Source organism: Acinetobacter sp. 24-47-39, from assembly GCF_056783825.1.
Genome location: NZ_JBWYIP010000004.1, coordinates 150,748 through 176,165, shown reverse-complemented (window position 1 = coordinate 176,165; position 25,418 = coordinate 150,748). Strand labels below are relative to the sequence as shown.

The following is a 25,418-nucleotide window of genomic DNA, read 5'->3' as shown; positions in this document are numbered from 1 at the left end:
AAATGACAAAGCTTAGAAGCCGACCTCACTAGAAACACTATTTTTAAACACAAAGAAGGAGCGAAACTATTCGCCCCTTCCCCATGATCTAGTCGAAACTAGATCGCCTTTAGTTTTCAGCAATACAGCATTCAACATGCAATAATCCGAAAATAAAGTTTAAATCGAATTAACGACGTAAACCTAAAGCAGCAATCAAATCGCTGTAACGAGTAGCATCTTTACCTTTAAGGTAGTCAAGAAGCTTACGACGTTGGTTAACCATACGGATAAGACCGCGACGGCTATGGTGGTCGTGTTTGTGCTCTTTGAAGTGACCTTGTAAGTCATTGATTTGAGCAGATAAAAGAGCTACTTGAACTTCTGGTGAACCAGTGTCGTTTTCAGCGCGAGCAAATTTAGCAATGATCTCTGCGCGATCTGCGTTTGTTAAAGCCATTCGATTTCTCCGAGATGCTTATTTAAAAGTATTTGATACAAATCAATGACGCTCTTCAAAGCGGAATTGACTGCCGTGCATCACTACAGCAGCGTGCTATTTTAAAGGAACCCCCCTCAAAAAGCAAAATTATCCGCTCAATAACTTCTGGCAGAAACAATCATCAATTCATGTCGTTAAAGATACTGACTTTTGTTTTTTGGCAGGGCAAACTTGCCTGTTATAAAAACAATGAAACATGGAATGAACGTGAAATTACTCTCTACAAATACGTGCATAGCACCAAAAGACTTAACTACGATCACTCGTCATAAAGACGAAGTTGCGCCAGAACTTGGGGGAATGACGCAACAGCAAATTGATAAAATTTGGCACAGTGTTGAAGCACTTTATCGTACTGGCAATCATCCAATGATCAGTATGTGTTTACGTCGCAAGGGTCAGATATTAATTAATCGCAGTATTGGTTACACAGAACTTGGTCCAAACTATCAAACAGACCCTTCTAAAGTTGCGACACCAGAAACACCGGTCTGTATGTTTTCTGCCTCTAAAATCGTTAATGCCATGTTAGTGCATTTGTTAGATCAACAAGGGAAAATTAACTTACTTGATCCAGTGAGTCGCTATATTCCAGAGTTTGGTGTTAACGGTAAACGACGCGCCACCATATTTCATTTGTTATCACACCGTGGCGGTATTCCTAAAATTGAAACTGAGGTCACTCCAGAGCTTTTATTTGATCGTCAAGGGATCCTGGAGCATCTTTATGCAGCAAAACCGATTGCACCCGTAGGCTCGCAACTCTCTTATCATGCTGTAACTGCTGGATATATTTTAGGAGAATTGGTTGAACGTGTAACAGGACAAGATATTCGTGATTACTTGCACGAACATATTGAAAAACCAATGAATTTACCTTTCTTCAACTATGGTTTAAAACCAGAACTACGTCATTTAGTTGCAAAAAATTATCCAACTGGGATTCACCCTGTCTTGGGGACTGACCTATATCTCAATCGTGTATTAGGCGGAGGACTGCAACTGGCAGTGGATGTCACCAATGATCCCCGTTTTATGGATACCGTCTGCCCTGCAGGAAATATTTATACCAGTGCTGAACAAGCCAATCGTTTTTTTGAAATGTTACTTAATGGTGGTCGTTATCAAGATCAGCAAATTATCAATTCAGAAACGGTCTTCAGAGCAACACTCCCTACATCCAATACAACAATAGACCGTAACCTTTTAGCACCTATGCGTTATGCACTTGGTCCGATGTTAGGCAGTAATCCAATCGGTGTATTTGGCCCAAATACTGGACAAGCTTTTGGTCATCTAGGTTTCTCGAATATTTTATGTTGGGCAGATCCTCAACGGGATATCAGTGTATCGTTCTTAAATACAGGGAAATCTGTGTTAGGCACACATTTAGCCGCTTTAGCAAAAGTGCTATATCAAATATCCAACCAATGCCCAAGTATTCCTAAGGAAAAAAGACGCGCGTTATTTGGAACTGATCAATCTGAAACTGAACGTGTTTAATATCAATGTAAAAAAGGCATCATTTAGATGCCTTTTTTTAAAGTTTTCATCTATTAGCTATTAATTAACCACTACAGATTGTCACAAAAAAGAAAGTACGACAGTTACGTTTTGGTGCTGGCGTTGGTGTTGGCGTAGGAGTTGGCGTCACTACAGGTGGGTCAATAACAGGGGGTTGTGGTGCTGGAGTAGATGGAGCACCATTTAACGCAGCAATTAAATTCAAACGAGGTGTTCGAATTGAGTTACGATGATCCGTAACCAAAGTTCCCGTAGACGTCATACGTGCAACAATTTGATCCAGAGATTCATTCGGGAAAGCATTATTCGCACGTAACACAGCAACAGCACCAGCAATGTGAGGTGCAGCCATTGAAGTACCATCCATTGTATATCCGCCAGCGGTGATACGTGAACCAGGCGCCAATAAAGTTAAATTACGACTCGAGTTACTGAAACACGTTACTTTGTCGCTATAAGTTGCACTGTCAGAGCAATTGCTAAATGCAATCGAACCTACGTTAGCATCATAAACTGCCCCTACACTGACTGCACCCGCAGTACATGCTGGATAGGATATACCACTCAGATGGCCATCATTGCCAGATGCAACTACTGGTAATACCCCATAGCCTCTCAACTTCGAAAAAGAATCTGTAAGTACGGAACTAGTACAAGTTGAGGAATAACTACGTCCATTACCAATGCTTAAGTTTACTGATTTAATGTTTTTGCTTTGGGCATGGTTCGCTACCCAGTTCAAGGCACCAATTATGTCATAATCGGTTGCGCCACCACCAGTTCTAGCTGTACTGCCGGTGAACACATCAAGCATGACAATTTTTGCATCTGGTGCAACTTTAGAAGCAATTGCTGCAACGTTAGTTCCATGTCCATTAACATCTAATTCTAATGTATCGTCTTCTTGAGCAATTTCAATAGAATCCGAAACTTTGCAAGTGGATGATGGTACACCTGGCGCTGTACAATTACCAAAGTCTGAATGGTGGTAATTAATACCTGTATCTAAGATAGCAATTGTTGTCCCTGCACCAGTATAGCCTTGCGCAGCTGCAGGCACTTGACCAATTAATGGTAGACTTTGAGATGCTGTCGTATAAGAAATATTATTTGGATAAATTGCTTTTACATTCGGGTCATTCAATAAGCTTACGAGCGTGTCACGCTTTTGAACGCGATGAAAACTATATGGTAAGGCATTATAATCGCGTAGTAATTGAATACCACCTAAACGCTTAAAGTTCGATTGAATCGATTGCTTCTTTTGAGCAAGATGTTCACGAAGTTGAGCGCGATTATTTTCTAAATGATTAATGTCAATATGATATTCAACGATTAGATCATTTGAACTGTTGTTCAATAATGCCGACAGATTAATACCACCTTTCGACACTTTTTGTTTTGCCTGATTGTTCAATTTAGCGTTAGCTGCTACAGGACTCATTTGAGCCATTGCAGTACCGACCATCAAAACACTCAAACATGCGCTTAATGATAAAGTTTTAAACATAATTGTTCTCCGTTGTTATGTTTTTAGTGCGCAGGGTAAAAAATTACACTTGATTGGCTGGATCAGTTTCTGGATCAATAGGCTTAATCGAAAAATCGCTCTTCGGATCTACTAAATCTGGAGAATCAGTAACAGGCATCTTCTCAGACTCATTTAAATCTTCGACTTGATCTTCGTTAGGCGATATTGGCGTTTGCTGTCCACTCTCAGGAGCAGATAGAGAATCAATCTGAGCGACTGAGGAAGTGTTTTGATCTGCAGGCTTAAAACATTTATACAACCCAAACAGAACAACACTCACCAAAATGATTAAAATTATGAATTTTTTCATGGTTTTTTTGTAAAGTGATAATTTTTACTCACTTTAATAGAATCGTTAAGTCAAAACAAGTATAAAGATGCCTAAAAATTAAGATTGAGATAAACGGTTAAAAAAGGCCCTATGACAAGTCATAGGGCCTTTTTTGCGCTGTAGATTCTTATATTTTAGTTATGATTCTGTTATTTATATTTTTATTGTAAGTGCTGCACACACATTTATTATTAATACGGTCCTTGTTCTTAAGGTTTCATTTCCTTATATGACTATTTTGCCAGATTCATTATGCAACACAAGTCGCAGTTTTCTGATCTTTATGTAAGAAATTGCGTACATTATGTAATCAATTTAATCTTATATGTATATAAAAAAGCCCTGTAGTCTCTCCCAAAACTACAAGGCTTAGCGGCTGTAAGTTTCCTCTTTTATCACTTACATCATTGTAAGTTCGCAGTCTCTCGACTATAAATTATTGTAATTATGCGATATTGCTCAACTTTCCGTGTTGAACCTTTTATGCAAGCAATCATCGCAAAAAATTGTACGAAGCTCTATGCGCCAATTTCTCGAATCCTTGTAAGATATTTCCTACAAAGGTTTTCTATTTTCAACCAATCGTTAAACATTAGATATAAATAAAGTGTTTAATTTATTCAATAAACCTGTTTTTCTTATTGTTTTAACGTTTATTGCCTCAAATAAAGCATCAGTATCCACCAATAAACTGACTGCTTTTTTTGCCCTCGTAATCGCGGTATACAATAATTCTTGGCTCAATAGACGTGACGCAAACTCATCTAACACAACTGCAGTGTGTTTAAATTCAGAACCTTGCGACTTATGAATGCTCAGCGCATAACAGGTTTGCATTGACTTTGGTAAACGTGATGCTGGAAACCATTGGTCAAGACTTGGAAAATATACTTCAAATTGATCAGCAAACTGGCGATGTCTGAGACATATCCCAATATCACCATTAGAAAGCCCGAGTTGATAATCGTTATATGTCATCATGACAGGGCGGCCAATATACCAAAGGTCGTGTCGTGATATCCTCATATATTGAAATAGCTCCCTCTCAATTTCATCATTCAAACAATTCAAACCCAAATATCCATGTCTCACTGCAGCTAAGACCCTATAATCATCAAATTTTTGAATAATATCAGCTACATCCTGCTGCTGATATCCATTTCTGACATAAAGGTTGAGTGCTTTAAAGTAATCCGTAAACCCCGAGCTTAATTTAAGATAATAGGCTTTTAAATCTTGATCTGAATATGCTTTATTCAAATACTCTAGTTGAACAAGATCCTCTTGAAGCTCAGCTAAATTAATCTGTTGGATTTCAGATGCTCTACAAATCTCCTTCTCAAATTTAGCCAATACCTCAACTTTAGAGCTTTGTGGTGAGCATTGATGTGACTGGATGAACCTTGCCAAATCACCGATTTTTGCACCTGCTTTGAATCTTCGACTGGTCACTAAATTGACGTGATGGTCTTTAAGCGCTTTTACTTGTTGTAAATCCGCCAATACCATCCCCACATCAACCGAGGCCAACTGCTGTGCATCCCCTAACAAGATCAAACGACATTGGTCTGGAATCGCTTCAAAAAGCATCGTCGCGAGATTGAGATCGAGCATTGAGGCTTCATCAATCACCACCACATCATAGGGTAATGGCTTTTTCAGACTGTATTTAGGTTGAGCGCTATGCCCTAAACCTAGAAGACGGTGAATCGTTAACGTATTTTGCTGCTTTAAGTGGGCAATATCCAAACCCATATTGAGCATTGCATCGTCATTTAATGAGTTTTGCAATGCTTCTTTCATTCGCTGTGCAGCTTTCCCTGTCGGTGCAGCCATTGCGATTCTTAACTGATGATTCGACTCATTTAATACAGCAATAATACGCGCTAGAGTATACGTTTTCCCTGTACCTGGACCACCCGTAATCATACTCAACGCTTGCCTTGATACCATTTCCAGAGCTTGCTTTTGAAATGGATCGGTTAATAATTTTTCATATTTTGTGCAATCTACAGGCACTATCGTTTGCTGCTTTAAACGATAAACTTGTTGAGCTAAACGCTGCTCTAATTGCCAATAGCGATATAAATACAAATAGTTCTGATCATAAACAAAAGGCGCGACCTGTTGTTCTGCAAGCTCTGCGCTCACGAGTAACCTACTTAGATCTTGGATAGCCACCCCTTTCGAATCAATACAACTATCGCCGATAGTAGATGCCATCAGCACTTGTTCAATGGTGTTAATGGATTGTTCATTTAAATCATCTGATGAAAGATACTGATTTAGGATATATTCAGCCCAAGTTGTTACCCATTGAGGAACATCAACTTTTTCATTCTGATTAATTTCCACACAGTTATCCTCATAGTTATCTACACATTTATCATCAATATTATCCACAAGATAAATCAATGATTAATAATAAATTCATTTAAATATTCATGCTATTTTGCTGTTTTTATCCTCAACAAAATAGCCCAATATTGCATCTAATCTTAGAATAAATTCTGAACTAGGACGCCAATAATTAAATCCATATTTGTCAGTGCCATTCATCCCACGTAAATATAAATAACTAGCACCACCAAGATCTCGATCGATGTTGTAGTCATCAATATGAATACTTAAATAGCGATGTAATGCCACCAAATATAGGGCTGCTTGTAGCCAATAACTTGCATTCGTCATGCTCAGCTGAATAGCTTGAGCTGAATAGTCTTCCACATGATTTCCGAGATAATTACTCTTATAGTCGGCAATGTGATAGCGCTTCCCATCATAATAAACCAAGTCAATTGAACCATTGAGGTAACGTGCTGAATTTGCAGCATTGAATTCGGGCATATCAAGCCCAAACTCTAAAAATAATTGTTGGATACGCTGAATACCAAATATTCGGTCTGCTAAAGCCAAATAGAATGGAAATTCAGCCAAATGTGCTTCAGGTACTAATTGTTTGAGTTGAAATTCAGGTTGAATCGGTGTCTCTAAAATCTCTGCTAACCATTCAGCCATCATTTCTAACAGATGTTGCTCGGCATCATGATGTTGAGGAAAATCTGATTGAAATTTAGCGAATAATTGCTCCCATAAACTCGAATAGGCATTTTTAAAACGGCGGCGAATTTCTAATGTCCAATCTCGGCGATCTTGAAAATCGATATGTTCAAAAATTTCATGTAGGAAATTTCCAGCTAATGTTCCCATCGGAAAATGAGCACGAATCCAACTCAAAGGTTGTTGATGATCCAAATCCTCAAGTTGATATGAAGTCACGAGCGTCACAGCATTGACCTCATCACTCGCATGATGTTCGATTATATCTTGAGCCGCCATACGATCTTTAATTTGTTGATGACTCAAATGTTGTGCGAGATAACTAAAACTGGTTTTGGCTCTAGGATAAAAATGAACTTGAGGAAATTTCTGCGCAATCATTTGAACAGTATGATGTTCTTTTTTTACGATTATTTTCTCAGGGCATTGCTCTAAACATGGCTCATCTAAACTGAAAGCATGCTGAAATTGGTTCGCACCATGACCACGCCAATACGCCAAACCATAAATAGATTGCTCTTTTTGATCACTCATCATTGCATAAACGCGGTGTTGTGCTCGAGTTAAGGCCACATACCATAATCGTCGATGCTCTGCCAAAGCACGTTGGTCATGTTGCTCAACCTCTAATGGTTCCAATAATTCTTCACGCTTTAACGCCACGACACGTTGTGCGACGGACTTTCCAGTTCCATGATCCTGCACTTCACGAATTGAAAAGTTAAGTTCGCTTCGATCTGACAGTTTACGATCTGCGCCAAGCAAGAATACAATCTTAAACTCCAATCCTTTAGATTGGTGAATAGTTAAAAGTTGAACGCCTGCTTGATTACTCAATTGTCTTTCAATTTCCCACTCTCTTTCCATCGGATTTGAAAGCTGTCGCATGTACCAATGATAAAGGGTATGCATACCTCTTAACTCATCACTGTTTTGGCTCAACAACTCTGAAATGTGTCGCAGATTAACCACTTCGCGTTCATTGTCATAGCTGAATTGCTCAACCAAGTTTGTCCAAACTTTGAATTCTGTGAGGAAACTTTGCCATGCTGTTAAAAAGCCTTGGCCCATCCACATTTCACGAATTTCTTCAAATTTCGTGATAAATAAACTTAAGCCATCTGCTTGAATTTGAAGTTGCAAAAAGCGATGTAAATTAAAACCCATCAATCGTGTAAGTAAAGCTCTCTTTAATTTAGCTTCATCAAATGGATTCATGATGGCTGTCAAAATTGCACCAACATCTCGAGCAATTACACTTTTGAAGACACTTTTTCGTGAAGGTCGATTCACAGGAATGCCTAACATCAATAAGTGATGATGAACTTTTTCTAAATCAGGATTGTTACGAGACAAAACAGCGATATCATCTGCCTGAAGCTCAATACGTTGCCCCTGCTTTTCGAAATATAGCTGACGTTGGGCAGCCTGATTGAGCAAATCCCGTATCTTCCAAGCAACCTGCTCTAACTCGTGTTCCTTATCATTTACTTGAATCCAACGAAGCGGAGCATAATTTTTTAAATCGGATTGGATCAATACTGGATGCGGTCGAGTACCTGCTGTAACAGGCGTATATTCAACTTGTTCACCAAAATCCATTTGTTGTTGAAACAAAGCATCGACGACTTCGACCAATGGTTTCACTGAGCGATGATTATGCACAAGTTGGTAAAAACGTCCTGCTTTAGTTTCAACATCTTGATATGCTTTTAGGAACGTGAGCATGTCTCCACCGCGGAAACCGTAGATCGCTTGCTTACGGTCTCCCACCATAATCATACAACCCTGCTTCACGCGACTTGGATGTCTCCAAATCTGCGCCAACATATCATCTTGATCTTGGTTGGTATCCTGAAACTCATCCACTAAAATAAGTGGGTAACGCGCGTGAACGTACTTTGCAAACTCCTGACCTTGCGCTCCCTGCAGTGCTTCGGCCAAAGTTCGAATTTGCTGTGAAAATGTGGTTTCTGATTTTTGCTGTAACAACTCTGGCAAACGTTGTTTTACTTGTTGTGCTAAATAATATTGTAAATAACTCTCCAAATGCTCGAGTTGTTGGTTGAGCTTGTCAAACTGTTTAAAAAACTCAGCAAGTTCAACAATAATAGGATGTTGCTCAAATGCCGCCAAAACATCGACGGGACATTTGTTGAGAACTTTTTTTCTTAATTCATTCAACTGACTAAGATGAGTGCTGAGATGCGACGCAAAAATGACTTCAATGCCTTGGGATTTAACTTGATCAAGGAATTCAGGCAACAACTGCGTGAGTGTCATTTTTAATTTATCTTGATCGCGCCACTTCTTTGCGACTACAGCATAATACTGCCCTTCAGGATCATAAAAGTCTGTTAATGAATCTAGCGTTTCAAGCTCGATCTGTATGAAGCGCTCTGCATGAGTTCTGAAAGCGTCTACATCTATGGTCGGCGCTGGCACTGCTTTGAAATAAGCAGAGGAAAAATTCAAACTCGTTTCAATTAAATCGATATAAGCATCTTGTGACTTAATTTTTTTCTTAAGCAGCAAATAATCTACAGTTGATTGAGGCTGCTGTTGAATCCATGCCCGTAATTCATCATGAATTAACTGAACCGTATATTGTTTTGCATCATTGGTGATTTGCATTCGTTCAATTTTACCGCTCTCAAATGCAAATTCACGAAGAAGCTTTTGGCTAAAGCTATCCAAGGTCCCAACAAAGAGTTCTTCAAGCTGATCTATCACCAATTTTAAACGTGCACATGCATGTGCAATCAAGCCAGAAAATTGATTTAAAATCACTTGATATAAAATATCTGATTCTAATTTTGCACGCGCCTGAACTTGATCTTGAGTTAGCTCACGACATGACTCTAAAAGTCCAAGTACCTCGATTAAACGTGCACGAATTCGACTTTTCAATTCAGCCGCTGCTTTGCGTGTAAATGTCGTCGCAATAATCTGCTTTGGTAAATATTCTTCTAATAAAATTCTGACCATGAGGCTGGAGAGCGTATACGTTTTTCCAGTCCCTGCAGAAGCCTCAATCCAATGCAATCCAGTGAAATGCATATCCACAATTGGCTGATATGAGACTATAGGCTTTTGACTCATATTTCAGCCTCCGATTGATACATATATATCGGCTGATATAAAACATAAGCAAACTGATCACACGCTTGTTTTAATAAGTGCTCAGCATCTAAATCCTGTAAAATATACTGCCAATCTCGGTGCAAATGACTTTCTTCACTGTCATTTAAACTATAACTCAGAAAGGCATCGCTTTTATTCCACTCATTTAATAGCTTATCGAAGTTATTTAACTGCTGATGACCCTCTTCATCAGTGACCCATTCTAATGCTTTTCCATCTACCGCAAGTTTCATCAGCAATGCTGCAGGTAAAACGAGAGGCTCTATTTGGGCTTGTTTATATGCCTGAATCCATTGAGAAAGCATATCCTGAGCTTGTTTCGTCGTCAGGCCAGTACACATGATGGTTTTATCGCTAAAGATTTGGATGCGCTGCATTTCAGTTGCAAGGTGATCTGGTAAGTCTCGATAACTTAACCAAAGTAAGTATTCTAACCACACATGTGCTCGTCGTTGTGCTCGTGCACTGGATGTTGAAACACCCACCCAACTCGTCTCATCCCCTTGAGGAACGGTCACTTGAAGCTGTATATCATCTATTGCTATGACGTGCTGAGTGATTTTGGTCGGCTCATCAACATAGCACTTTTGCCTTTTTAATAACTGTTGATGCTCTAACAGACTCATTTTCAAACTGACTTCTTGTAATTTGCCGACAGGAAGCTGGTCACTGAGTAATTCAGTCTGAAGCTTCGAAACATTTGGCTGCTGTTGTAAAAAGTCACGAATAGAGTATCGTGCTAATCCATCTAATAACAACGGCTCATTCACCTCAGGTAAATCCTGATCCTTTAGATTAGATACGCCTAAGGTTTTTAAATAAACACGCGCAGGAAAACAAATATCTTTGATCCATTGTTCAGCGTCCAAGACCATGATGTCCTGATTCAATTCAAGCGAGGTATTAATCCAGGCCGCTCTATGACCACGTTGATCCTGACGATTGAGGTTAGAAGCCACGGCATACCATTCATCGTCATAGCGCTGATGCTGTTGCTGAAAACCATCAGGATCAAAGGGTTGCAAAGGATGCACCGTATAGAGTGTGCTCAAATTTTGATGAACTTGAATGCCATCTATATCAATGAGAGGATTCGAGGAAGATTGATCTGATGTTTTTATGATCCACGCGAGATGTTGGAGCAATTCCTGAACACTACTTGATGGATCTCGCACTTCACCATCGGCTACATCAAAACCATTATAGAATAGCCAGAGATTATCTTTGGCCAATAACAAAGCGTCTAAAAAAGCACCTTGATCATCATCTAAACGTGATCGATCACCAATCATTGGCTTGAGTAAATCCATTAAATCAAAAGGTAAATGGCTCTCCCGATTTGGAAACTTCCCGCCATCTAAATTCATCATGACAATTAACTTATACGGTATTGGCCGAATCAAACCAATTTGACTAAATGTAATTTGTCCAGTTGGCAATGCATAATCAAGTTGCGATTCAAGGGTGCTTTGGATTTCAGTCAGAATATAGCTCAAAGGCAAACGTATGTTTTTAAGAATGGCTTGATCATGTTCTTCATAGAAATTTGCCAGCGTTAGCATTCTTATTTGCTTTTGAATAATCTCTTTAATCATCTCTAACGAGCTTACACCAGCGCTTTCAAACTCATTAACTTCTAAAATTAAACGATTGAGCCAAAATTCAACATGCTCTGACGTCTCTTGATCATTTTCGATTTCAATCGTCGTGAGCCAATCTCGACGCTCTACAAAGTGCTTATATATTTCAATGAGCGTGGCAATTAAGTGAAAATCACCCGAGTCCACTACATGAGAACTTAAGGTCTCCTGAAACATCGCATGAACTGGAACAGCCACACCCAGCGCCAAACGATCTAAGGCATACTTAAAACTGAACCGATAGTCTTGATCATACTCCGCCAATGTTTTTTGCAAATGTTGCTCATCCAAACCTCGTCGAAATCCCGCTTGTCTCAACAACGATAAGATGCGCTCAGCCCCGTTAATGTCTAAGCAATATCTCACCTGGGTCGCTGCTAAGTTCAACCAATCAGCAAAATCATCAATGGTAAATCGACTTTGTATCAGTTCAATTCGCCCTAACACTGAACGCCATGCCAATACTGTATCTAACTGCGTGATACCAGCTAGCTTTACTGGCAGATAAACACCTGTTGCAGTATTTTTTTGCGGAAACACACTCCGTATCAAAGGCTCAATTTGCTTCAGATCAGGCGCAAGAACTAAAATATCACTCGGACGGCGTGGTGCTTCTGCTGTTGACTGAGCAAGCCATCGGGTCAATTGATCTTTTAAGACTTCAAGCTGTCGTACAGCGGAATGACAAACATGAATGTGGATTGAATCGTCTGCTGGATCTAATACATAACTTTGAGCTTGAGGTTCAACCAAATGTAAAATATCTGATTGCAATTGGCTCAGTAAATGCTGCGGTGCTTCATCCACAAAAGCATCTATCCATTGCCCCTCATCACCCGAGGAAAGGTTAGACAACAGAGAAAAGTGATCACGTGCCTGCTTTCCCATTCGTGTTAATAAGGGATGTCTGGACTCACGTGCCAGCCCATTAAAGCTCAGACTAAAATTCTCAAAAAACTGCTCAACTTCATTATCAGCTGGTTTTCTTTGATGCTTTTGCTGAAACTTTTCGATATATCGCTCTTTGAGCTTTAAGTCATATTGTTTTTTCCAATTCGGATCGACACTATCCGCCCAATATTCTTGTGAGGGATTGTAATGCAAAATCAACACATCAATGTACTGACCCAAACGGCGCAAAAACTGTAATTGACTTGGTGGTAAATCCAAGAGTGTAAAAACGATCAGTTGCTGTGGTAGTTTTTTGAGGGCTATTTTCTGTTGCTGTTCATCACGAAGTACACCCCAAAAATCATGATCAATACTTTGCATTTCAACAAAGTCTTCATGAAAAATATTGAGCCATAACCAACGTTGCCAAGCCTCTAATTGTTGTGCCTGCGAAAATTTAAAACTGGAATCTTGATCATTTAAATATTGTAATTGTTGTTCAATATTGAGTGCTTCATTACGCCCCCATACCTGAATCCAATTTTCAGGACAACGACAATCATATTCACATCCTCGACGACAATCTGCTCGATAAATCATGTAATGGCTGAACAATTTTGACACTTGATCAGACACCCAATACAACATGCTCATTTTTTTTCGATATTGTTCATTTGACTGTTCAATACGTGCTGCGCTGTCATAGATACGTGTGATTAATGGGAATAAAGGATGTTCAACCTCAAGCTGATTATGCCCACACTGTATAAAAGGTTTGAGCGCTTGGAAAATACGCCACTTCATAATCAGACGTGGAATATTCGCTTTACGCACTTTATCTTTGTCACTCAGAATTTGCTGGTAGGCATACCACTGAAAGCCACGAATTCGTTGATGGAAAAATGTATTTGCACTGATGCCTTGGTGCTCAGATAACCGTTGGGTTAACCACTCTTGCATTGCCGCAGAAGGCACCACAAAATGTTGTTGCTGTAGGACTGCAAATGGGTTGTTCGTGGGACGCTTTTGAGTTGTGATGATGCCTTGTACCAAAACTTCAATGCGCTGACTTTGAATTACATGAATTCCCATAAGGTCCCTTTCACCATACAACGAATACGTTATGAAGTTGTGTGAACAAAATCATAAACATAAATTACTATACATCTTAATCTGACTATGTCACTTTTACTTTATGACTTTAATAAAACTTTCATCTCGCGCTATGTTCATCATGTGATGGATCGAGAACCATAGACTTTGATTAGGTGATAAATAAATGAAAATTGATAAAATTCCAGAAACAATCGACCCAAATTTAAATTTAGAACAAATTCGAGATGAATGTCTTGATCTCGTCAAAAAACGCTCTTATGTTTCAGCAGGTGTTGCTGTCATTCCTGTGCCCTTTTTAGATGTTGTGATTGACGTAGGTATGTTGTCAATTTTAATTCCAGAAATTAATGCTCGCTTTGGCTTAGCTCCTGAACAAATCAGCATTTTTGATCCTCAAACCAAAAAAATCCATTGGAACGAACTACGCAAACGCGGTTTCGAGTTTTCTGGTCTAGTCGTGGCTCGTACTGCCGCTAAAGCTTCGCTGAACAATATGGCAGCCAAAGTGTTGACCAAGCAAGTGACTAAGTTTATTCCATTGGGCGGTTCAATTATTGCAGCTAGCTTGGGTTATATTGTCATGAAAAAAGTGGCTGAGGCTCATGTTGAAGAAAACTATAAACTTGCCAAAAGCATTCAACAAAAACAACAAGCAAATGTTGTGAAATACGCTTAACACATAAAACCTTATACGTATAAATAAAGCCCTGTAAGGGCTTTATTTATATCTCTCACCAGTTCTAAACATCTACTTTTAATTGTTTCAAAATTGCCTTCAAAATTTCAAGGCGTGCAGTATATTTATCATTGGTAGCAATGATATACCACGGCGCATCTTCGGTATTGGTTCGATGGAGCATGTCTGCTGCAGCCAATAAATAATCATCCCAACGTTTACGATTACGCCAATCTTCAGCCGTAATTTTAAAACGCTTATGCGGTGTTTCCTCTCGTGCTTTGAAACGATTGGCTTGCTCTTCTTGACTGATAGCCAGCCAAAACTTAATGACTACTGTTTGCGTATCTACTAGATCTTTTTCAAAGCGATTAATCTCATCATATGCACGTTTCCACTCTACATCCGTTGCAAAACCTTCAACTCTTTCCACCAATACACGACCGTACCAAGAGCGATCGAAAATCGAGATTTTTTCATCTTCAAGCAGTTTATTCCAAAAACGCCAGAGATAAGGCCGCGCCAATTCATACTTTTCGGGCGCAGAAATATTATAAATGCCATATTCTCTTGGATCGAGCTTTTTCACAATACGCTTGATCGCACCACCTTTACCTGCGGCATCCATCCCCTCAAAAACGATCACCGTTTTTTGTCCTTCTGCGCGTAATGCTTCAGCGACCTTCTTGGTCAGTTTCTTGAGTTCAGCCTTATACTGATCTTTTTCAAGTGCTGCTTCATTGGGGGAGGTTAAAATTTCTGGGATATCCGCTTGATGCCATTTTGGGCGCATTTTTTGAGGATGATTTGGCAAATCTTTCAGTCGCGCTAATACAACTTCTGCGAATTTCTGATCACGACATACTTCATCTTCACAATCGATAATGACCCAGTCTTGGGTAAATTTTTGACGTAATCGTTGTACATTTTCATATTGTTTTTTATTGCGCCAATCCAGCCCATGCAATTTATGCCAACGCTGCTCCGAAGGTTCAATTTTATCTAAACGCTTCTGTAATGATTTCCACGATAAATCAAACCAAACTTTCACGACATCAACATGATTATTTTTTAAATCCTGCTCAAAGCTTTGCATTTGCTGCAAATAATTTTCGAACATGGTTTCATCAAATGGTTTTGAAACATGTAAGGATGTGGCTAAAAGATCACTATACCAATTTCCAAACATGACGATCATTTGTCCTTCAGCAGGAATATAACGTGCATAAGGTTGCCAATATGGGATATTCGGCTGAATAAGGTGAGGAGGGTCAGCTTTGACTTTCAAATATCGTGGATCGACCCATTCTCTTAATTGCTTAACCGATTCTCCTTTACCAGCTAACTCGATGCCACTTACCAACACCACTAAGCTTTTGGCATTTTTCTTACCGCGTGTATCTTTGAGTGCATATTGTGCTTCAATTAAGTCCAAATTGATCTGATCTGCATCAAATGTTTTGTTCTTATCTTCGGGTTGATCAGTATTTTTATCAGATTGTTGTTTTGGTTCAGACATAGCCCACTCAAAATTATTGTATTTTCGACAGTATACTCAAGGAACAGTATCAACTTAAATCTTCAGGTACAATTTATTGCAATTGTCTTTTCATCCATGACTGACCTGAAAGGTTTTATTTTAGATTTCAACAGTCATAGTCGAGCGCAATCCAACCTATTATGCTTTTTTCAGTCCTTTTAATTGAGCTAGAACATGTCCAAACTTGCTGCATTAGATCAACTTTTAGAACAATACAAACAACTCAATTATCATCAGGATCCGGCACTCAAACAAAGGTTAAATGATGCTCAAAATTGGCTAAAACAGCGCATACTTCACACACATGCTGAGTTATTCGCTGAAGACAAAAATAAGCTGATGGCTCAATATTTTATTAACCGTCTTTATGGTGGCCCAGAATTTGATGACCTAGCATTGCAAATCGAACGTTTACTAAAATACGCACACAAAGCTGAAAAAATCATTCCAGAAAATGCTATTAAAACCGGATTAAAGTCTGTAGGACTAGCGGTCTTGGCAATGCAATTGGATGAACAAGTTGCACAGTATTTACTCCAACATTATCCAAAAGACCAACCCATTACTGATGAAATGATGCGTGAAACTCTAGTGGCTTTAGATCAAGAGCAAGCGCGCCATGAACAACTCAATCTGTTGGATGAGCTCGGTCTGAGTCTGGACAAATACATGCGTTCATTCATCATGCACACAGCGTTTAAAATGTGTAAAGGTGCAGCAAGCAAATATAATTTTGAACTGATGTATGACTTTATTGGTGAAGGCTTTGTCGCTATGAAACCAATGAAATCGGCTGCCACCTTCATTCGGAGTTTTACTGAAAAAGAGCGAATCATTGTAAATAATGTACACTCAGGGAAAGAAAATCCCTTCCAAATCGCTTAATTAAAATTCATCAGCCAAGATTCTGATCAGCCAAAAAAGCGTAAAAGCGTCTGGTCAGAATATCGAAAATAAAAGAACATCTTCTCATTTCATGGATGAAACTTCGCTTTAATTCTGTATATTATTCATATCAATTGCATAATCTAGACTGAAAAAAACTGAAGAATCTGTCATTATGCAGTTTAATTCAGATTTAATATTATTTGTGTTCAGGAGTGACTCGAATGTCTAATGAAAATCAACAGCCTCATGCTCAGGTTGAGCCGGCAAATAATAAAGACAACGTGAGTCCTTTTTTAACAGATCCATTACCAACTGGCGCACCTCAAGGTCAGCAACAATCGCTACAAGAGCAACTGACAGATACGCCAGTACATTCTTCAGTGCCGAAATATAATTTGCCACGTGGTGCGAATACTGGAAACGTTGGACCAACGACACACTTCGGTTATAAAACCGTAAATTCTGAAGAGAAAGCGCAAAAAGTCGCTGAAGTTTTCCATTCAGTTGCCGCGAAATACGACATTATGAATGACTTAATGTCATTTGGTATTCATCGTTTGTGGAAACGTTTTGCCATTAATATGTCTGGCGTTCGCCGTGGGCAACGCGTTTTAGATATCGCTGGTGGTACTGGTGATTTAGCGAAAGTATTTAGCCGTGAAGTTGGTCCTACTGGGCATGTTGTATTATCTGATATTAATGAATCCATGCTGAATGTAGGTCGCGACCGTCTGATCGACGCGGGTTGTACCAACGTTGATTTTGTACTGGCGAATGCTGAAACCCTTGAACCTTTCGAAGATAACAGTTTTGATTTACTCACCATCAGTTTTGGTCTGCGCAATGTAACAGACAAAGATGCAGCGCTTGCAGCAATGTATCGTGTACTTAAACCAGGTGGTCGCTTACTTGTATTAGAGTTTTCAAAACCAGTCTTTGAGCCTTTCTCAAAACTCTATGATTTGTACTCATTCACTGCTTTACCAATCATGGGTAAAATTGTGGCAAATGATGCTGAAAGCTATAAATATCTTGCTGAATCAATTCGTATGCACCCAGATCAACGCACATTGAAAAGCATGATGGAAAATGCGGGCTTCCAAAACTGCGATTATCACAATTTGACAGGTGGTATTGTTGCAGTTCACCGTGGTTTTAAACTCTAACCGCAGGTAGCACTTCGTCATGTGGTCAATCTTAGCACTGGGTGCAGTTGAAAAAACCATACATCATTGGATTAATTTGGATGCGATTACTCGTATCCAATTTAACCAATTACAAGGGAAAATGCTTCGTGTTGTGATTGATACACCACAGCTTTCCGTTGATGTGTTTTTTGATGAAAATAAAGTTCGTTTAGAACCAACAGTAACAGGTCATAGCACTCAACCCTCTATTTTCGAACAGCGACCTTGGGAGCAAGCTCAAACGATTACTGAAGCAGATTCCACATTGCATGTTAATAATGTGGTCGAATTGTGCAAATTATTTCTAGCAGATGACATTGGCAATATCCCTGTTCAAGGTGACTATCGCCTTCTGCAAGACATTCAAAAAATTATACAAAATGCTGAGCCAGACCTCGCTTCGCAATTGAGTGATTGGATCGGACCTAATCTTGCAAGTCAAATCGGCAAGGTTCAATTAGCACCACAACATTTAATTAAGTCTCTTCAATCTCATCTTTTTTTTGCGGAAGACTTTTTAAAAGAAGATACTGGACTATTCGCACCACGTTGGCAAATGGACGATCTTCTCCATGGAACTCGCCAGCTTAATCAAGATATTGATCGACTAGAAGCAAAAATTCAGCTTTTAAAATCAAAATTTAACCCTTCGTAGATTTCAGGTAATTGCATATATGATTCCGCACATTAGACGTTTAATCGAACTTTGGCGTATAGCTGCGCACTATAGACTCGACACGTTGGTTCCTGCGGAAGATATTCCTGCAAAGGTTCGTCCCCTGCTGAATCTTATACGTTTGCATCCTGCTGCACTTTCTAGTCGAGAACGTAAAAATTCTTTAAAGCTTAAAGAAGCTTTAGAAGAAATGGGGCCACTCGCAATTAAATTAGGGCAGCTCCTCTCTACGCGTCGCGATCTAATTCCACCAGAAATATTACAACAATTGGTGTTATTACAAGATCGTGTTAAACCTTTCGATCTTGGAGTGGCTAAGCAAAGAATTCAAGATTCACTTAAAGCAGATGTTTCCACATTATTTGCGCGCTTCGATGATAAGCCACTAGCTGCTGCTTCAATTGCCCAAGTACATACCGCTGCTCTTCACGATGGTCGTGAAGTTGTCGTGAAAGTAACTCGCCCAAATATACGTGCTCAAATTATTCAAGATTTTGAAATTTTAGAATGGCTTGGTCACTATTTAGAAAAAAGGCTAGAAGCTGCCCGTGCTTTACATCTATCTGAAATTATTCAAGATTATCGTCAAATTATTTTAAATGAACTCGACTTGACTCTTGAAGCCGAAAATACACGACGTATGCGCCATTATTTTACTGGCTCAAGCATGATGTATGTGCCTGAAGTGTATATGGATAGTTCGGATGTAATGGTGGCAGAGCGTATCACTGGTGTGCCTATCTCAGATACTGCGACCTTTGATCGTTTAGGAATGAATCGTGCAGACTTAGCAGAAAAAGGCTTAACAATCTTTTTTACTCAAGTGTTTCGCGATAATTTTTTCCATGCAGATATGCATCCGGGTAATGTTTTCGTAGAAACGATTAATCCACAAAACCCAAGATTTATTGCGCTCGATTGCGCCATCATGGGCGAGCTTTCCAAGCATGATCAAATGACGATAGCACGTATGTTGCTGGCAGTCATGAACAGTGATTTCATGCAATTGATTCAGATTGTGCATCAAGCAGGTTGGATTCCACCAGGCACGGATCAAGATGCTTTAGCACGTGAAATGCGTCGTACAGTGGGACCTATGGTTTCAAAACCGATGCATGAGTTAGATTTCGCAGGCATATTGATCCAAGTGATGGACATCGCTCGACGTTTTCATTTAGAAATCCCACCGCAACTGATGTTATTGCTTAAAACCTTAGTGCATGTTGAAGGCTTAGGTACAGACCTTTATCCTGAATTAGATATTTGGAAGTTAGCAAAGCCAATTCTAACGGATTGGGTTAAAGCCCAAATGAATCCTCAAAAAAATATTAAAGAATTGGGACAAAAAATCCCAGACTTGTTATTGGGCGCTCAGGATTTACCGACTTTACTGATTGACAGTCTTAACGGTTTAAAAAATCAGTCTGCATGGCATGCTAAACAATTGAATGAACTTCAAACGCTGCGCTTGCAAATGGAGCATCAGCAAAAGCGTAGTTGGATTTTCGGAAGTGTAATCGCAATTCTGCTCTCAATTGCTGTGATCGCACCATGGTTTATCTCCATGATTTTAATTGTATTGGCATCCTTTATTGCCATTTGGCGTATGGTGAAATAAGTTCACTATCTCATGTCAAAACTTACTACTTCAATAGGTTTTAGTCGCTGAATTGCTTATGACACATATCCTCAAGAACACTCAACCTTGCTTGAATATTCATGTAGGTTATAAAGCAAAAAAGATCATTCAAGAACAAGGTTTACAAGCCAGTGCGGTTGATTTTGTTCCTGGAGCAGCAGGTGGTCCCAAAGGTATTGGAATTCAAGGATTGGACCAAGCTGTTTTTGGTGAGTTCTTTGCTCAAGCACCCAAAAAACGGACTTTAATTGGCTCATCCATTGGGAGTTGGCGTTTTGCAAGTATTGCAGCGCATGGTGCACAAGCAGGCACATCCAAATTAGCAGAGTTATATACCCATCTTGAATTTCGACCTAAGATGAATATTATTGAAGTTGGAGACGTCTGTCGCGGCATGCTTAAAGCCCTCCTTCAAGGTAAAACCAATCAAATTATTGATCATCCCGACTACCATCTGGCTATTTTGGCAGTAAAGTCATCGAAAAATTTTCAAAGTGATCATCCTCTTATGCTTGCCCGTGCAGTCGCTGGCATTATCGGTCTCAATACTTTTTCGAGAGCTAAAATTGGACACTTCATGCAACGTACAATTGCTCAACCACACAACGCTTCACGACTTTCACTCATCAAAAATGAATTCGAACACCTTGATTATGCGTTGACTGAAAAAAATTTAGAAGATTGGTTAATGGCATCTGCATCCATTCCATTTGTGATGCCGGCGGTCAGAAATATCGATGGTGCAGATGTCGCTGCTTATCGTGATGGCGGGCTAATTGATTATCATATCGATCTACCTTTACCGAGTCATGGGATTGTCCTCTACCCTCATTTTACAGATCAAATAACACCAGGTTGGTTCGATAAGTTCCTCAAAAAACGTAGATCTAATGCTGAATATCAAGCACGAACCGTATTGATTTCACCCTCTGAGTCTTATTTAAGATCACTTCCTTTAGGACGTCTTCCTGATCGCAAAGATTTCACACTGAAAGGGCTTGATCAAAAAAAACGAATCGAGCTTTGGAAACAGTCTGTAGCTGAAAGTCAACGATTAGGGGATGCATTCCTAGAAATGATCCATAAGCAAAACTTTGAAGAATACATGCAAGATCTTAAATAAATTAATTTCTACTCTCCCCTACAAAGATTTATTCGCTTAAACTAATGACCTACAATTTTGTAGTGTCTCATTTAATTCTGGTGAAATCCTTATGAACAATACGCAATGGCTCGATGAAGTAAAATTTAACGAACAAGGTTTAATCCCTGCCATTGCTCAGCATCATCAAACAGGTCGAGTGTTGATGGTGGCTTGGATGAATCGTGAGTCTTTGGCACTTACAGCAGAAAAAAATCAAGCTGTTTACTACTCTCGTTCACGCAGCAAATTGTGGCATAAAGGCGAAGAATCAGGTCACTTCCAAACTGTGCATGAAATTCGTTTAGATTGTGATGCTGATGTGATCGTTCTTCAAATTGAGCAACATGGTGGCATTGCTTGCCATACGGGACGTGAATCATGTTTTTATCGCCGCTTAACATCAAACGGTTGGGAAATTGTAGACGCTCAATTGAAAGATCCGAACCAAATTTATGGCGAAAAGTCTGAGAATGCGCATAGTAAAGTGATGAATGCATCAACAGCTCAAGCTGAGCAAGTCGATGTATTACATTATCTTGGTCAAATGATGGCAGAACGTAAATCTGCAGATCCTGACTCTTCTTATGTGGCAAAGCTTTATCATAAGGGTCTTAATAAAATACTTGAAAAAATTGGTGAAGAAAGTTTTGAAACGGTAATAGCTGCTAAAGATTTCAAACAAGAAGCGACGCTGGATCACCAAAATGATTTAATTTATGAAGTTGCTGATGTTTGGTTCCATACCATAGTGATGCTGGGTTACTTCGATCTTGATATTCAACTCGTTTTAAATGAGCTTGCACGACGTCAGGGTCTGTCAGGACTTGTTGAAAAAGCAAATCGCACGCATTAATTTACTCTTTAAAGCCATGTTCAAACATGGCTTTTTTATTTAATTCGGCTTTTTAAGTCGCCGAAGACTCCCCATCCAAAAAGAAGAAGATTGAACTCTCCCCTTTGTAAATTCTTGCTATACTCACTGATCATTTTTAAAACCATTGAAGATTTATCAACCTGTGTCTGTCATTGTCAAACCTACCTTAGAACAAGAAATTGCGATTCAACAAGCGCAATCTGGTCAATCCTTCAAAGTGATTGCCTATGCAGGTACAGGTAAAACAACAACGCTTAAATTAGTCAGTGATGCGATGCAACAGCGTCGCGGTATGTATCTTGCCTTTAACAAAGCGATTGCCAGCGAGGCTCAACAAAAATTTCATCAGCGCGTGGATTGTCGTACATTCCACTCTTTAGCATTTCGAAGCGTTCCACGTGGAGTGACAGATAAACTTAGACTCCCACGCTTGAGCCCGAGCTTTATTGCCAAAGAATACCGTTTGCAACCCATCACATTACGCCGACTCATGGGGGGGCGTTACGAAAAATATGCGCTTATGCCTAGTCGTTTGGCGGGCTTAGTTGCTAATGCTGTTAGTTATTTCTGTTCAACAAGCTCGCAATATCCTGCACCCCGACATATTCAAGCACCAAGTTGGCTACATGCTGACGATATTGCGGTATTACAGCAACACCTCTATCCTGCAGTCGAACGTCGTTGGTTAGAATCAATCGACCCTAATCATCAGGCTGGCATTGGGCATGATATCTATCTCAAATTATGGGCTTTATCAGATCCTTTTATACCCGCAGACTATGTATTGTTTGATGAAGCACAGGATGCTGACCCACTCATGCTAGGGATTTTACTCAAGCAAAAAAGTACGCAAGTCATCTATGTCGGCGATGCACATCAACAAATTTATGCATGGCGTGGGGCAGTCAATGCAATGCAACAAATGCCTTTACCCGAATCGCGCCTAACCACTTCATTCCGTTTTGGTGATGATATCGCTGAAGTTGCTAATCACTTATTAGGCGCACTCAATGAGACTGTTCCGTTGATTGGCAACCCCGAACTCCAATCAAAAGTCGTCAACAAGCCTCATACCAAAATGCGAGATGCGATTTTATGCCGTACTAACGCACGCGCGATGGAACTTTTACTCTCAGGATTAGTTCAAGGGGACAAAGTGAGCCTGCAAGCCGATCATGCGAAATTAAATCGCTTTGTTGACGCTGCAAGCTTACTTAAACAAGGTAAAAGAGTAACGGACGTTCCAGAGTTAGCTTGGTTTAACTCTTGGCATGATGTGCATGAATATTGTGAAACAAATGATGGTAGCGACATCAAGCCTTTGGTTAAATTGGTTGATGAACATGGTACAGATCCACTCAAACGAGCTCTTGCCAAAATCACACCGATTGAACAAGCGGACTATGTAATCTCAACCGCTCATAAAGCCAAAGGTTTAGAGTGGAATCGTGTGCATTTAGAAGATGATTACCAATTTAAAATTAATGGACTAGAACATAAAATTAGCGATGAAGAATTACGTTTACTTTATGTTGCATGTACACGAGCAAAAAGCAGCTTAAATATTCATCATATTTATGATTTAATACAACAACTCAAACTTAAATCCACGATTAAAACGAAAGCAACAGCATAATCCCCTACGATAAGTTGCAGGCAAAATATGAAAGTTCAATCTATTCAGTTACGTCACTGTTATCATTTTTCAGATATAAAAATTAAATTTGATCCAACTCAACGACCAATATCTATTATTTTAGGTGATCAGGCCTCTGGTAAAACTGCGATTATTAAAAATATTTATCAAGCTTTAACGTGGTTTGCTGCACGTGCCAAAGATTTAAGAACCGCTGGTGTAGTCATGCTTGATTCTGATATTAAGCACAAACACATTCAAGCCAAAATAGATATTTGTGTTCAATATCCCACGGATATTGGATCTATTGAACAGGCTGCGACTGTGCAACACAATGAAGATGGTTTGTGCGAATGGCAACTCTATAAAACATTAACCAGTAAAGGTGTAGGTCATAGTAAAGCGCTAACGACTCAATTAGAATCACTCGTTCATCTTTATCAACAAGCGATCAAACAAGATCCTGCTCAAGGCATGCCTATGGTGGCCTACTATCCTTCTGATCGCTTTATCAACGAAGTGAATTTGCTAAGCAAAAATAATCCTGCTGTATTACAAACACACGCAGCCTATGAACTTGCAGCACTCCCTTATACAACCTTTGCTCGGTTCTTCGAATGGTTTCGTGAAATTAGCGACATCGAAAATGCACGATTAGCACAAGTTTTTCAAAAAATTCAAACCAATCAAAAATTATCCTCTCATCATGACCAAGAGGATTTAGTTGCAAAATTATTGAATCTTGAAGCAGAGATGCAACTACCATCACTCAAAGCACTCAAGAAAGCCATCCAGACATTATTCCCATCGATCAGTGACATTTATATTGAATACACGCCCAAGATCCAATTGATGCTGGTACAAAATGGTCAAGAAATTCCTTTTTCGCAATTATCTAATTCGTATCGTCAATGGTTGTGTTTAGTAGGTGATATTGTCAGACGACTTTGTCTCCTGAATCCTCATAGTATTGACCCATGCCTTGATGGTGAAGGCATTCTATTAATTGACAATATTGATGCTCAAGTAGATGAAGATTTTGTGCAAAACGTACTCAGCCGTTTGCATGAAGCATTCCCACAAATTCAAATTATCGCATCTGCATGCTCTGAATTGATTTTAAACAATGAAGTAGATGTACAACATTTTAAGTTAGAAAATCGAAAAATTTTTGAAGTAGAACAAAACCAAATCAGGGAACAATATGATGAACTATTTGCTCAACTCATGGCTAATGATTTACAAGATGATCAAATCACTGAAGTGAGTCGATCTACTGATACGCTTGATGGCTTGCGTTTGTTTGAATACTTCAAAAATTTATCAGTGTCAGAAAAACAGCGCTTTATTGAGTATCTCCAAGCTGGGGATTTATCAAGTATTTCATCACCCTAATTGATTGGAATTAGATGAATTAATCGGGTATGACTCACTCAATTT

17 protein-coding genes are annotated in these 25,418 nt (G+C 39.3%); 10 read left to right on the top strand and 7 right to left on the bottom strand.

From position 1 onward, the window contains the following. Positions 1-169: 169 nt before the first annotated feature. Complete coding sequence (gene rpsO / locus AC1M9C_RS05850; protein ID WP_035264047.1) at positions 170-439, bottom strand: 30S ribosomal protein S15; 270 nt, start codon at positions 437-439, stop codon at positions 170-172. Between the two features lie 249 nt (positions 440-688). Between rpsO and AC1M9C_RS05845 the strand changes: the two genes are divergently transcribed. Beyond that, on the top strand, positions 689-1,984 hold the full coding sequence (locus tag AC1M9C_RS05845) for a serine hydrolase domain-containing protein (RefSeq protein WP_092767411.1): 1,296 nt from the start codon (positions 689-691) through the stop codon (positions 1,982-1,984). Between the two features lie 64 nt (positions 1,985-2,048). Here the strand turns inward: AC1M9C_RS05845 and AC1M9C_RS05840 are convergent, their stop codons facing one another. From AC1M9C_RS05840 to AC1M9C_RS05820, 5 genes are all read right to left on the bottom strand, one after another. Then, a complete protein-coding gene (locus AC1M9C_RS05840; protein ID WP_481953369.1) occupies positions 2,049-3,518 on the bottom strand; it encodes a S8 family peptidase in 1,470 nt (489 codons plus the stop codon). 40 nt (positions 3,519-3,558) lie between these two features. Then, positions 3,559-3,846, bottom strand: a complete 288-nt coding sequence (locus AC1M9C_RS05835; protein ID WP_035264045.1) for a hypothetical protein — start codon at positions 3,844-3,846, stop codon at positions 3,559-3,561. Positions 3,847-4,452: 606 nt separating this feature from the next. Next, on the bottom strand, positions 4,453-6,222 hold the full coding sequence (gene recD / locus AC1M9C_RS05830) for an exodeoxyribonuclease V subunit alpha (protein WP_481953364.1): 1,770 nt from the start codon (positions 6,220-6,222) through the stop codon (positions 4,453-4,455). An 87-nt stretch (positions 6,223-6,309) separates the two neighbouring features. Continuing rightward, complete coding sequence (locus AC1M9C_RS05825) at positions 6,310-10,029, bottom strand: UvrD-helicase domain-containing protein (protein ID WP_481953363.1); 3,720 nt, start codon at positions 10,027-10,029, stop codon at positions 6,310-6,312. Next, positions 10,026-13,694 (bottom strand): exodeoxyribonuclease V subunit gamma, encoded by a 3,669-nt coding sequence (locus AC1M9C_RS05820; protein ID WP_481953362.1) that lies wholly within the window; start codon positions 13,692-13,694, stop codon positions 10,026-10,028. The genes AC1M9C_RS05825 and AC1M9C_RS05820 overlap by 4 nt, the downstream gene beginning before the upstream one ends. A 187-nt stretch (positions 13,695-13,881) precedes the next feature. Between AC1M9C_RS05820 and AC1M9C_RS05815 the strand changes: the two genes are divergently transcribed. Next, the gene (locus AC1M9C_RS05815) at positions 13,882-14,394 is read left to right on the top strand and encodes a hypothetical protein (RefSeq protein ID WP_481953361.1); all 513 of its coding nucleotides are present in this window, start codon (positions 13,882-13,884) and stop codon (positions 14,392-14,394) included. A 64-nt stretch (positions 14,395-14,458) separates the two neighbouring features. Here AC1M9C_RS05815 and pap read toward each other — a convergent pair whose 3' ends face one another. Continuing rightward, positions 14,459-15,913, bottom strand: a complete 1,455-nt coding sequence (gene pap / locus AC1M9C_RS05810) for a polyphosphate:AMP phosphotransferase (protein ID WP_481953360.1) — start codon at positions 15,911-15,913, stop codon at positions 14,459-14,461. 195 nt (positions 15,914-16,108) lie between these two features. Here pap and AC1M9C_RS05805 point away from each other — a divergent pair, with 195 nt between their 5' ends. The 8 genes from AC1M9C_RS05805 (at position 16,109) to AC1M9C_RS05770 (ending at position 25,373) form a co-directional block, all read left to right on the top strand. Beyond that, positions 16,109-16,819: a DUF8198 family protein gene (locus AC1M9C_RS05805; RefSeq protein ID WP_035264035.1), complete on the top strand. Its 711-nt coding sequence runs from the start codon at positions 16,109-16,111 to the stop codon at positions 16,817-16,819. 224 nt (positions 16,820-17,043) lie between these two features. Then, positions 17,044-17,988: a bifunctional demethylmenaquinone methyltransferase/2-methoxy-6-polyprenyl-1,4-benzoquinol methylase UbiE gene (ubiE, locus tag AC1M9C_RS05800; RefSeq protein ID WP_035264034.1), complete on the top strand. Its 945-nt coding sequence runs from the start codon at positions 17,044-17,046 to the stop codon at positions 17,986-17,988. A 19-nt stretch (positions 17,989-18,007) separates the two neighbouring features. Further along, a complete protein-coding gene (locus AC1M9C_RS05795) occupies positions 18,008-18,664 on the top strand; it encodes a ubiquinone biosynthesis accessory factor UbiJ (RefSeq protein WP_481586747.1) in 657 nt (218 codons plus the stop codon). Positions 18,665-18,683: 19 nt separating this feature from the next. Further along, positions 18,684-20,303, top strand: coding sequence for an ABC1 kinase family protein (locus AC1M9C_RS05790; RefSeq protein ID WP_481586746.1), 1,620 nt, complete (start codon positions 18,684-18,686; stop codon positions 20,301-20,303). Positions 20,304-20,361: 58 nt separating this feature from the next. Next, entirely contained in the window at positions 20,362-21,447 is a 1,086-nt protein-coding gene (locus AC1M9C_RS05785; RefSeq protein ID WP_481586745.1) for a patatin-like phospholipase family protein, read from the top strand. A 91-nt stretch (positions 21,448-21,538) separates the two neighbouring features. Continuing rightward, on the top strand, positions 21,539-22,321 hold the full coding sequence (gene hisIE, locus AC1M9C_RS05780) for a bifunctional phosphoribosyl-AMP cyclohydrolase/phosphoribosyl-ATP diphosphatase HisIE (RefSeq protein ID WP_092767251.1): 783 nt from the start codon (positions 21,539-21,541) through the stop codon (positions 22,319-22,321). A gap of 163 nt (positions 22,322-22,484) precedes the next feature. After that, positions 22,485-23,978, top strand: a complete 1,494-nt coding sequence (locus AC1M9C_RS05775; RefSeq protein ID WP_481586744.1) for a UvrD-helicase domain-containing protein — start codon at positions 22,485-22,487, stop codon at positions 23,976-23,978. A 27-nt stretch (positions 23,979-24,005) separates the two neighbouring features. Beyond that, positions 24,006-25,373: an AAA family ATPase gene (locus AC1M9C_RS05770; protein ID WP_481953359.1), complete on the top strand. Its 1,368-nt coding sequence runs from the start codon at positions 24,006-24,008 to the stop codon at positions 25,371-25,373. The last annotated feature ends 45 nt before the right edge of the window (positions 25,374-25,418 follow it).

Coding starts and splice junctions, on each gene's coding strand:
- AC1M9C_RS05825 (WP_481953363.1), bottom strand. CDS start 10,029: ATGAGTCAAAAGCCTATAGTCTCATATCAGCCAATTGTGGATATGCAT.
- AC1M9C_RS05835 (WP_035264045.1), bottom strand. CDS start 3,846: ATGAAAAAATTCATAATTTTAATCATTTTGGTGAGTGTTGTTCTGTTT.
- AC1M9C_RS05815 (WP_481953361.1), top strand. CDS start 13,882: ATGAAAATTGATAAAATTCCAGAAACAATCGACCCAAATTTAAATTTA.
- pap (WP_481953360.1), bottom strand. CDS start 15,913: ATGTCTGAACCAAAACAACAATCTGATAAAAATACTGATCAACCCGAA.
- ubiE (WP_035264034.1), top strand. CDS start 17,044: ATGTCTAATGAAAATCAACAGCCTCATGCTCAGGTTGAGCCGGCAAAT.
- AC1M9C_RS05770 (WP_481953359.1), top strand. CDS start 24,006: ATGAAAGTTCAATCTATTCAGTTACGTCACTGTTATCATTTTTCAGAT.
- AC1M9C_RS05795 (WP_481586747.1), top strand. CDS start 18,008: ATGTGGTCAATCTTAGCACTGGGTGCAGTTGAAAAAACCATACATCAT.
- AC1M9C_RS05785 (WP_481586745.1), top strand. CDS start 20,362: ATGACACATATCCTCAAGAACACTCAACCTTGCTTGAATATTCATGTA.
- hisIE (WP_092767251.1), top strand. CDS start 21,539: ATGAACAATACGCAATGGCTCGATGAAGTAAAATTTAACGAACAAGGT.
- AC1M9C_RS05820 (WP_481953362.1), bottom strand. CDS start 13,694: ATGGGAATTCATGTAATTCAAAGTCAGCGCATTGAAGTTTTGGTACAA.
- AC1M9C_RS05805 (WP_035264035.1), top strand. CDS start 16,109: ATGTCCAAACTTGCTGCATTAGATCAACTTTTAGAACAATACAAACAA.
- rpsO (WP_035264047.1), bottom strand. CDS start 439: ATGGCTTTAACAAACGCAGATCGCGCAGAGATCATTGCTAAATTTGCT.
- AC1M9C_RS05790 (WP_481586746.1), top strand. CDS start 18,684: ATGATTCCGCACATTAGACGTTTAATCGAACTTTGGCGTATAGCTGCG.